The following is a 9,126-nucleotide window of genomic DNA, read 5'->3' on the forward strand; positions in this document are numbered from 1 at the left end:
ATACCAAAAGAAGGCATACCGAAATAGGAAAAGTGCCGCCCGATCAAATTTATAATGCTAAAAAAATGGCATCATGATAAACTAAGGAATACCTTTAAGCTGTCTTACAGATGGGGAGTAGTGTAGGGCGACCCGTTTTGCTTTCTCTTCGTTTTGTAATGAAACTCCTTGAATAGCAATCCTCAATTCTTGCTGAAGTTGATTGCGTCTGTCGGTATCAATGTCTTTTATTGAATTTAAAAATTCTTGCTGTAATTCCTTCAAATCATCTCGAATCTCTTCCCTGGATTTATCCTGATCACTCATAATTATAATCTTCTAATTTAGTTGAGTCGTTTAAATTCAAGAGCCTTAAGATTGTAAACTTCGCTCAACCCAAACCTTAATATGTCAAAATATTTTATAGGTAGTTGTTAATTATACTACCATTTAATTGTTTTAAATATTGGATATCGGAACCCTCGTGGTAATAATTATATTAAAACTTTACCCACTTTATGATTTCCTCCTTAACCCATGCAATGCTACTAGAATCTCACCTACTTCGTAGTGTATTTATTAATTAAACCGGAATAGGTGCAATAGAAATGTCACTTTCTGATTATGCCATTATTTGTAATATATTGATTAAAAGTTAATTTGAAGGAATTTTTTTACAAAAAGTACTCTGCTTAGGGTCAAATATATATACCTTTTGGCAAAAAAAACACTATATCATATAGAGGAAATAGTTATTAAACTAAATAATTAGGCGCTTATGATCCCCAAACAATTTACAAGTAGAGGATCAAAATAAATGGAACAATACTTTCTAGTTATATCAAAAATTGAGGTGATTACCACAGTTAAGGCAGAAGAACTGCCATAAAAAAGTGAAGGATCAAATACCCCAGAACTCCAACCCAATGATAACATAAGATCTAGCAAACCTTACATTTTTATGCCTCAAAGCAAAGTGCACCGGTGGCCAACTCAGGACAGGCTTTACGCAAGACATTTTAATATAAATTTTTTATGCGAAAAATTGGCTCTACGGATTTTTAGTACTAAACGTAGTACCAAATTGTGTCGATTAAAATTTAAAAGAATGCTTTTTAAAAAAATAAGTAACCCACAAAAACTTGTAATACGGTATTCTGGCCATTTCTACCTCCTCGCAATTGGGCCTCGTGAACTCTTAATTAACTTTTGCTAACAGCTAGCCCCCTGTATCGGTTTACCAATTTTATTCCATTATTTATAGAAAAAGACCTCGAAAACTGCATAAAAAGACTAGTTTTTATTAATTTTTTAAATAAAAATCAAAGAAATTGTAATTTTATTAGGATTTCTGCAAAAAAAGAGTAGATTATAGATAAGAATTATTAATTAAAACAAATATATGAGGCAACTTAAGATCACCAAACAAATTACAAACAGAGATACAAAATCATTAGAAAAGTACTTTCAAGAAATATCAAAAATTGATTTGATTACCGCAGATGAGGAAGTAGAACTGGCCAAAAGAATACGTGAAGGAGATCAGATTGCCCTTAATAAATTAGTAAACGCCAATTTACGTTTTGTGGTTTCTGCCGCAAAACAATATCAAGGAAACGGTTTACGCCTTTCCGATTTGATCAACGAAGGAAATATTGGATTGGTCAAAGCAGCTAAACGGTTTGACGAGACGAGAGGTTTTAAATTTATCTCTTACGCAGTGTGGTGGGTACGCCAAGCTATATTGCAGGCGATGTCCGAACAATCGCGTATGGTGCGATTGCCTTTGAACAAAATTGGTGAAATAAGTAAAATAAATAGGGTATACTCTTCTTTAGAACAGACCCATCAACGGCCCCCAAGTGCTGTCGAAATAGCTAGGGAGCTGGATATGGGTCCCGATCAGGTTAAACTTGCCATTAAAAATACAGGAAAGCATTTGTCCATGGACGCACCTTTTGCGGAAGGGGAATCATCCAATTTATACAATGTAATAAAATCTAAGGAAGCTAGCAGTCCTGATGCTAAAATGATGAAGGACTCCCTTAAAACGGATATTGATCAAGTATTAAAAACACTACCAAATAGAGAAAGTGACATTTTACGTCTCTACTATGGTATTGGACACAGAACCCCAATGAACCTGAGCGAAATTGGCGAAATATTTGATATAACCAGAGAACGTGTAAGACAGATTAGAGAAAAAGCGATTCGAATTCTACAAAACAAATCACGTAATCAAATTTTAAAAGATTATTTGTAGGAGTTCATAAACGATATATATTTAGTATAAAAGCCGACTTCCCAAAAGTCGGCTTTTACTTGTTCCAGGCACCACTTATTTGTTGCGGAGAATTACATATGGCAGCTTGAAAAAAGTTCGTATATTCATTACAGCCAACATAGCCCTTCCAGGATTTAATACACCATTTATGAGCCATCTAAAAAGAAGAACTTTTATGAAAAATGTGGTCACCGCAGGAGTTGGGGCCACTGTTCTACCTATTAATTCATTAAACGCTAATATTGTACAAGAGGACCAGGCCTCCGAATGGCCTAAACCTTCAACAGCTTCAAAAAAAATAATTTTTGGGGGTGCAGGAATTGGTGGTTTATGCTGTGCCTATGAACTGATGAAAAAGGGCCATGAGGTTATTGTTTTGGAAGCATCTGGCAGACATGGTGGACATGTGTATACCACACGAGACGAATTATCCGACGGGCTTTATGGGGATTTCGGACAGGAACACATTGTTAAACCCGGCTACGAAAGATATTGGGAATACCTGAGTGAATTCAACATTACCGCACTTCCCTACCCTAGAAGAAAAAATTTAAAACGGAGAATCAATGGAAAGTTCTATACCGAACAAATGCTCCAGGATCCTACAATATTGAAGGGTTTTGGATTTAACAAAAGAGAAATAAGCTATTTATCTACCCATCCTTGGTCCGATTTAAAGTCGCTTTATACCAAGCCATACTTGGACACCTTTAAAGATGAATACCAACCTTTTAACCTAGGGTATGATTCATTGGACAATGTACCCATGTCGGATATTTACAAAAAAGAAGGGGCTTCCCCAGCAGCCTTGGGTTTTTTGGGAGGAAATAACTCTTCCGCACTTTATGAATTGTGGTATGCTGCCATCTTAAAAATGAGGGGCGTTGCAACCTACCCCACCGAGGTTTTTAGATTAAAAGGAGGGAACCAAATGTTACCGAACGCTTTTGCCAAAAGATTGGGATCCAGAGTTTGGCTTAATTGTCCCATTTCCGCAATAACTAACGGAGAAACAGGGGTAACCGTTACCTATGAACGGCAAAAAGAGGTGAAAGAAATTACCGGTGATTATTTTGTGAATTGCATTCCGCTGCCAACCCTTAAAAATATCCCTATACAACCTGCACTACCTGATAACAAAAAATATATCAACGAAAACATCACCTATGATTCTTACCAACGGTTTGTATTTCAGGCGAGCTCCAAGTTCTGGGAAGATGACGGTTTTAAGGATATTAACATGAGTCTGGATCATCCGGATCTCTGGGAAGTATGGCAATCTGCTGAGGAAGTTGATACCCATCGTGTGATCGTACTTGGGACAGGACCGGGCGGGGTTTCACCCCAACGAGCATTGGCAGCTTTTCGCGAAGTCTATCCAGGAAAAGGGGATTCGATTGAATTGGCTGTTGGTCGGGACTGGACCAAACAGAAATATTCGCCCAATTGTGAAAGAACTGCCTTTCCTATTGGAGCGCTCAATAAATTTTGGCCCCTTATCATAGAACCTGAAGGACGGATTCATTTTGCAGGTGCTTATGCAGATAACCTTAATTGGGGCACAGAAGCTGCTACTAGATCCGCTAACCGGGTAGCAGAAACCATAGACCAGCTCTAATCCCTGATAGGATGCGACAAAATATGATTATTGGTATTATCTTTTCTGTTTGCCTTTATTTATTCTTGGGTTTTTCATCGTTTCAAATTCAAGAAAACAACCCTCCAGAAATTAGAATAATTGTACCTGTTGCCAACAGTACATTTAGTTGGAACTCCATTTTACCGTATGAAATACAGGTTTTAGATGATGAGGATGGCAATTCTGAATACGATGAAATTAATCCGAACGAAGTGCTATTGGTCGTAAAGTATTTGCATGATTTATCTGAGGTTAAGACCTATTTGCAGCGTGAGTCCAACACCAATTATAAACCATTGTTCCAGATGGGCAATTCAAGCTGCTTTAATTGCCACAGAGCTAAAGGAACATTAATAGGTCCATCGTTTGAACGAATTGCGGCCAAATACAATAATGACCAAAATGCAATAGAATCCCTGGCTGAAAAAATAATTACAGGGAGCACTTCTTTTTGGGGTGATGAGAAAATGCCCCCCCATCCAGATTTGATGGTTGGACAGGTCCAAGAAATGGTACAATGGATTTTGGCTAATAATTTAGATTCAAATAAAAATTATCTAGCGGGAATTAAAGGTACCATCAAAACGAAGGAACAATCTGAGTCTGTCTCGGAAAAAGGTATCATTGTTTTGACGGCAAGGTATAGTGATCATGGCTCAAATGATCAAAGACATAATAGCAAACAAGCCCAAGTAACACTTATATTAAAAAGCGACTGATTCGTGATAGAACTAGGCCAATGCTCCAAGGGGCCGATTTATTAGACAATCCACAAAGTAATTTTTACTCACCTTCGTTAACCTTTACCAAATTTTGATCCTTTCGGATTCAGGTTTAAAATTGTTTTCTCCGTTTTGCACGTCAAAGGCATCATAGAAGGGAGTAAAATTCATTAAGGGTCCATTAACACGCCACATAGGAGGGGAATGCGGATCCGTGGTTACATAGTTTCGTAAAAATTCATCACGCATTTTAACACGCCAAATACGTGCAATGGATAAAAAGAAGCGTTGGTCTGGTGTAAAGCCGCCAATTTTTGTTGTGTCCTGTCCTTGTGCTGTCAATTTAAAGGCATCATAGGCAATGGCAATTCCCCCATTATCTGCCGTGTTTTCACCCACGGTTAGGGCTCCTTTGAGGTGTAGGCTATCCAATACGGTAAATTCACTATACTGGTCAATAATTTGTTGTGTTTTGGCTTTAAATTTCGTGTAATCGTCTTCTGTCCACCAATTGGATACATTTCCATTTTTATCATATTGTGCTCCTTGATCGTCGAAGGCATGCGTAAATTCATGCCCGATTACCATCCCAATGCCTCCGTAATTAACGGCATCGTCCGCATAAAGATCAAAATAGGGCGACTGTAATATACCTGCCGGAAATACAATTTCGTTCAGGGATGGGTTATAATAGGCTGTTACCGTAGACGGAGTGGTATGCCACTGATTCCTATTGGGTGCTTTATTTAGATCCGCCAATTCATACTGGTATTCGTCTTGCCGTAAGGCCACCACATTTTCAAAGAATTTTTCTCTATCTATTTCTGCGTCGTAGGTTCGCCAAACATCCGGATATCCTATTTTCTTACTTATAGCATAGAGTTTTTCCTTGGCCTTTAACTTGGTCCTATCGCTCATCCAATCCAACTGCTCAATACGTTTTTCCAAGGTTTTCTGAAAATTATTGACCAGGTCCAATGCACGCTTTTTTGCGTCTTCATTAAAGTAACGCTTTACATACAACTGCCCAAGGGCAAAACCTATTTGCTGGTCTACATTACGTGTCATTTGTAATTTGCGAGCTTGTTGTTCTGACTGTCCGGATAATACCTTAGAATATTCAAAGGCCGCGTCTCGAAAAGGGATGCTCAAAATATCGTCGTGAGACCCAATTGAGTTGGCTTTTAAAAATACCTTCCAATCTTTTAAAGGTATAGAAGTCAGCAAACCGTTTAAGGTTTCGTAATATGCCGGCTGGCCAACATCCACCGAATCCACATCGGCACCTAAGTTTTCCAACATAATTTTCCAGCCCAGGTTACCTTGGGTTTTATCCAAGTCAGAAACGGCAAGTTTATGATAGTTTTCCTTAATTACTCTTCTTTCTACTCGTGTTTTATGAACTTTTGCCAATTGCTTTTCAATAGCGTACACGGTATTGGCACGTTGATCGGCATTTGCTTCATCTATCAATTTAAATATAGTGGTAAGGTAGGTTTTGTAGGCTTCTTGAATTTTTTTCACAGAAGGATCATCGCCAAAATAATAATCCCTATCAGGCAGGCCTAGACCTGTTTGAGTGAAGTGCAAAATATTGATGGCGCTATTTTTTTGATCCGGGGAAATATAAGGGGCAATCAAGGAATAGTCGCCCGATTTTATCTGGTCGGCAACAAACTGCATCATAGCAGGAATATCGGTTATGGCATCTATCCTTTCTAAAATTGGCACTATGGGAGTACTCCCCCTCTGGTCTATGCCAATAGTATCCATACCCGAGGCATAAAAATCGCCTACCTGTTGCTCAATGCTTCCTTTTATATGTTCCCCTTCAGAAACTTCATCCAAGATTTTTTGCAATAATTCTTGCTGTGGAATATTTAAAAAACGGTACGACCCTACCCCTACCTGGTCTTCTGCAATAACAGCTTCGTCATACCATGTTTTATTAACGTGGTCGAAGAAATTATCCCCTGGTTTTATGGAGTCTGAAATACCATTAAAAACCACCGTTTTATCTTCGGCTTGAAGATCATTTTTATTGGAAGACTCATTTTTACAGGAAATTGTCAGGCAGATAAGCAGTGGCAACAAAACAAAATTTTTCATGTGGATACGATATGTTTCTCAAATATAAGCATTAATTATAGTCTAAATTAAACCGGATATTGAGGATCGGTTACACTTTTTCCTTCAAAATACAACTTAAGGATAAACTTGAATGATTATGACAAAGCACGTTTCCTTATATGGTTTAAAGCAGAAAGAGACCAATTGAAATAACCCACAAGAAGGGTAATATTAATGAACAAATAAAAGTTGGCCAGCACAGAGAACAAGGTCCATATCTTTAAGGAGCAATTTAAATTTGTGGTGAGACAATGGATTTAGGTTAAAAAGGGGTATATTTAAGAGAATCAAGTACTTAGTATCCGTTTTGCTTGATTCTTAAAACACTAGATATTATGAGCAGATTAAAAGAACTTAAACACTTTACTTTGGTAATGCTCCTATTTGGCTTCATTGCAGCAGGGACATTAAGCTCTTGTAGGGACCAGAAAAAAGAGGAAAAGACTGAACAACAAGGAGAGCATCCCACGGAAGAAGGTGCTGTCCATGAGGAACACCCTACTAATGATGGTGACGAACACCCCAAAAAAGAAGGTGAAGAACATCCCAAGGATTCCTTATCAGAATAGGCTTACTAGTTTTTCTGAGGTGGTAGATTCAGCTTTCCTTAAAAACGAGAAAACTGTTTTAGGGAACGCTGGGTTTTTACCTATTTCCATGACTGGATATGCCAGGAAATTGATTGGTCCAGAATATGGACCAGGTTCTATTTGAAGATCACGTCCACGACTGAATTCTATTCGATTTGCCGGATGTCGGCCAAAATAGTAGGTAGCGAGAGCCGTGTATTTATTGGCTTCACTGATATCTACAGGCCACCATTTGCCCTCTGCATAAAATTCTGCCCAACAGTGATAACCATCTATGCCTCCCTCGTCTCGATCGGATGGAATCGACGCTCCGACAGCAAATCGTGATGGTATTCCTGCCGATCTGGCCAGAGAAATGAACAAAGAATGAAACTCTGTGCAATTGCCACTTAGTGCATCACAGGCGTAAACGGCATCACCCGTACCATATTTCCCTGCCTTTATGTAACGCATGTTGTCTATTACATAATCGTACAGGGCACGTGCCTGCATGATGCTTCCTTCGCTACTTTTTTGTGCTATGATCGAATCTGCCAAAATCTTAAATCGGTCACCTACAGGCATCAATAAACTGGCATTAAGATATCTAGTTGGAGACGCTTCTTCTTCATACGGCTTTTTCTCCTGCCTTACTACATCGTAAACCAGTTCTAATTTCTTTCCACTATGTTCCGGAGAAAGTTCCATATATAAAATCGAATTGCCATAATGTTTTTCTTCAAGTATCCGATGTTCCGCGGGAGCTTCAATAGTCCTTAACACCACAGTTTGAAAGCGATCTGTCTGTGGAACAGGAATCCACATTTTTGCCGATTCCTTCATTTCCGGTAGTGTAACCTCATAATGAAATTCAAATTGGTCCTCCCCTTCTTTGACTCCGAGTAAATCTGAGGAAGCGTTTTGGACAGGCAGTCTATACCACGTCTTGTCTTTACGTTGCTTCCATGTGTAAAAGGGTTTACCGTTGAGTTTATGCAAGGTTGTTTCGGTAACGGCCATACTTCCTGGATCTCCTTCCAAGAAAAAATCCACATCATACACATCACCACTTATATCCGCCAGATCTACACATGCAAAATGACGTTGAGGTCCCAAATTGGATAGGTACTCGGTATGAACACGTACCAATTGCAGACGTAGGTCTTTCCCATCTCCAGTCATATTAAAATATCCGCCTCCTTCTTCTACCTTTTTGGCGATATTAGCCTTAATACCCGCCTCTATATCTGCCGTTACTACTTTGGGAATATCTTTGACTGCAAGCGTTTCTACTTTTTTTTGTTTTGGATTGGAATTGCAGGCCATCAAGGTAGCAACTAGAATCGCAAAGATTATGCGAAAGACATTCATGCTGGGATAGGATTAAGATTTCCATTAATTTACAACAATTTCATGGTTCTCCCAATAGAGCGGTTTAATCCCTTTGTGATTATACATTTTCAATTCCATTCCATTCACTAAAATTATGGCTAAAAATATTGGATAAGGAACAAGCCGAACACTAAAAATTAGACGTATTTCCCTACTCCCAATTAGCAATATTGAAGTGGAGGCCTTTAGAAAGGCTCTATTTTCTAGCTCACATGCTTCGAATGATCTTAAAGTAATGCTTTAAGTGTACTTTATTTAATCCCTCCTTAAGAATTAACTCTATAAGTTGTCTCATCCTAAATAATCGATACAGATTATTGAAGGATTAAATTTAAATATTAAGGCTGAACAATGATAACATTGTTCAGCTTTTTTGATTTGTACTGTTTTCTTTTCAATTTGTTTTGTGCG

At 38.4% G+C, this 9,126-nt stretch carries 7 protein-coding genes; 4 read left to right on the forward strand and 3 right to left on the reverse strand.

The window, feature by feature from the left end:
• Window positions 1–81: 81 nt before the first annotated feature.
• Window positions 82–306, reverse strand: coding sequence for a hypothetical protein (locus tag CWD90_RS22490; RefSeq protein WP_103478304.1), 225 nt, complete (start codon window positions 304–306; stop codon window positions 82–84).
• A 1,075-nt stretch (window positions 307–1,381) separates the two neighbouring features.
• On the opposite strand from CWD90_RS22490, the gene CWD90_RS22495 reads away from it, so the two are divergent.
• The 3 genes from CWD90_RS22495 (at window position 1,382) to CWD90_RS22505 (ending at window position 4,621) form a co-directional block, all read left to right on the forward strand.
• A complete protein-coding gene (locus CWD90_RS22495) occupies window positions 1,382–2,242 on the forward strand; it encodes a sigma-70 family RNA polymerase sigma factor (RefSeq protein WP_103478305.1) in 861 nt (286 codons plus the stop codon).
• A gap of 169 nt (window positions 2,243–2,411) precedes the next feature.
• Window positions 2,412–3,881: a flavin monoamine oxidase family protein gene (locus CWD90_RS22500; protein WP_239986595.1), complete on the forward strand. Its 1,470-nt coding sequence runs from the start codon at window positions 2,412–2,414 to the stop codon at window positions 3,879–3,881.
• Between the two features lie 11 nt (window positions 3,882–3,892).
• Window positions 3,893–4,621 (forward strand): c-type cytochrome, encoded by a 729-nt coding sequence (locus tag CWD90_RS22505; protein ID WP_157941309.1) that lies wholly within the window; start codon window positions 3,893–3,895, stop codon window positions 4,619–4,621.
• Window positions 4,622–4,705: 84 nt separating this feature from the next.
• Here CWD90_RS22505 and CWD90_RS22510 read toward each other — a convergent pair whose 3' ends face one another.
• Entirely contained in the window at window positions 4,706–6,733 is a 2,028-nt protein-coding gene (locus CWD90_RS22510) for a M13 family metallopeptidase (RefSeq protein WP_103478307.1), read from the reverse strand.
• A gap of 356 nt (window positions 6,734–7,089) precedes the next feature.
• Here CWD90_RS22510 and CWD90_RS22515 point away from each other — a divergent pair, with 356 nt between their 5' ends.
• Window positions 7,090–7,323 carry a hypothetical protein gene (locus CWD90_RS22515; RefSeq protein WP_103478308.1) on the forward strand — a complete coding sequence of 78 codons (234 nt, stop codon included), beginning with the start codon at window positions 7,090–7,092 and terminating at the stop codon, window positions 7,321–7,323.
• Here the strand turns inward: CWD90_RS22515 and CWD90_RS22520 are convergent.
• Entirely contained in the window at window positions 7,315–8,694 is a 1,380-nt protein-coding gene (locus tag CWD90_RS22520) for a transglutaminase-like domain-containing protein (RefSeq protein WP_103478309.1), read from the reverse strand. The genes CWD90_RS22515 and CWD90_RS22520 overlap by 9 nt on opposite strands.
• Window positions 8,695–9,126: the final 432 nt, after the last annotated feature.

It is taken from the genome of Arenibacter catalasegens (genome assembly GCF_002909235.1).
GTDB lineage: Bacteria > Bacteroidota > Bacteroidia > Flavobacteriales > Flavobacteriaceae > Arenibacter > Arenibacter catalasegens.

Coding starts and splice junctions, on each gene's coding strand:
- CWD90_RS22490 (WP_103478304.1), bottom strand. CDS start 306: ATGAGTGATCAGGATAAATCCAGGGAAGAGATTCGAGATGATTTGAAG.
- CWD90_RS22495 (WP_103478305.1), top strand. CDS start 1,382: ATGAGGCAACTTAAGATCACCAAACAAATTACAAACAGAGATACAAAA.
- CWD90_RS22500 (WP_239986595.1), top strand. CDS start 2,412: ATGAGCCATCTAAAAAGAAGAACTTTTATGAAAAATGTGGTCACCGCA.
- CWD90_RS22505 (WP_157941309.1), top strand. CDS start 3,893: ATGCGACAAAATATGATTATTGGTATTATCTTTTCTGTTTGCCTTTAT.
- CWD90_RS22510 (WP_103478307.1), bottom strand. CDS start 6,733: ATGAAAAATTTTGTTTTGTTGCCACTGCTTATCTGCCTGACAATTTCC.
- CWD90_RS22515 (WP_103478308.1), top strand. CDS start 7,090: ATGAGCAGATTAAAAGAACTTAAACACTTTACTTTGGTAATGCTCCTA.
- CWD90_RS22520 (WP_103478309.1), bottom strand. CDS start 8,694: ATGAATGTCTTTCGCATAATCTTTGCGATTCTAGTTGCTACCTTGATG.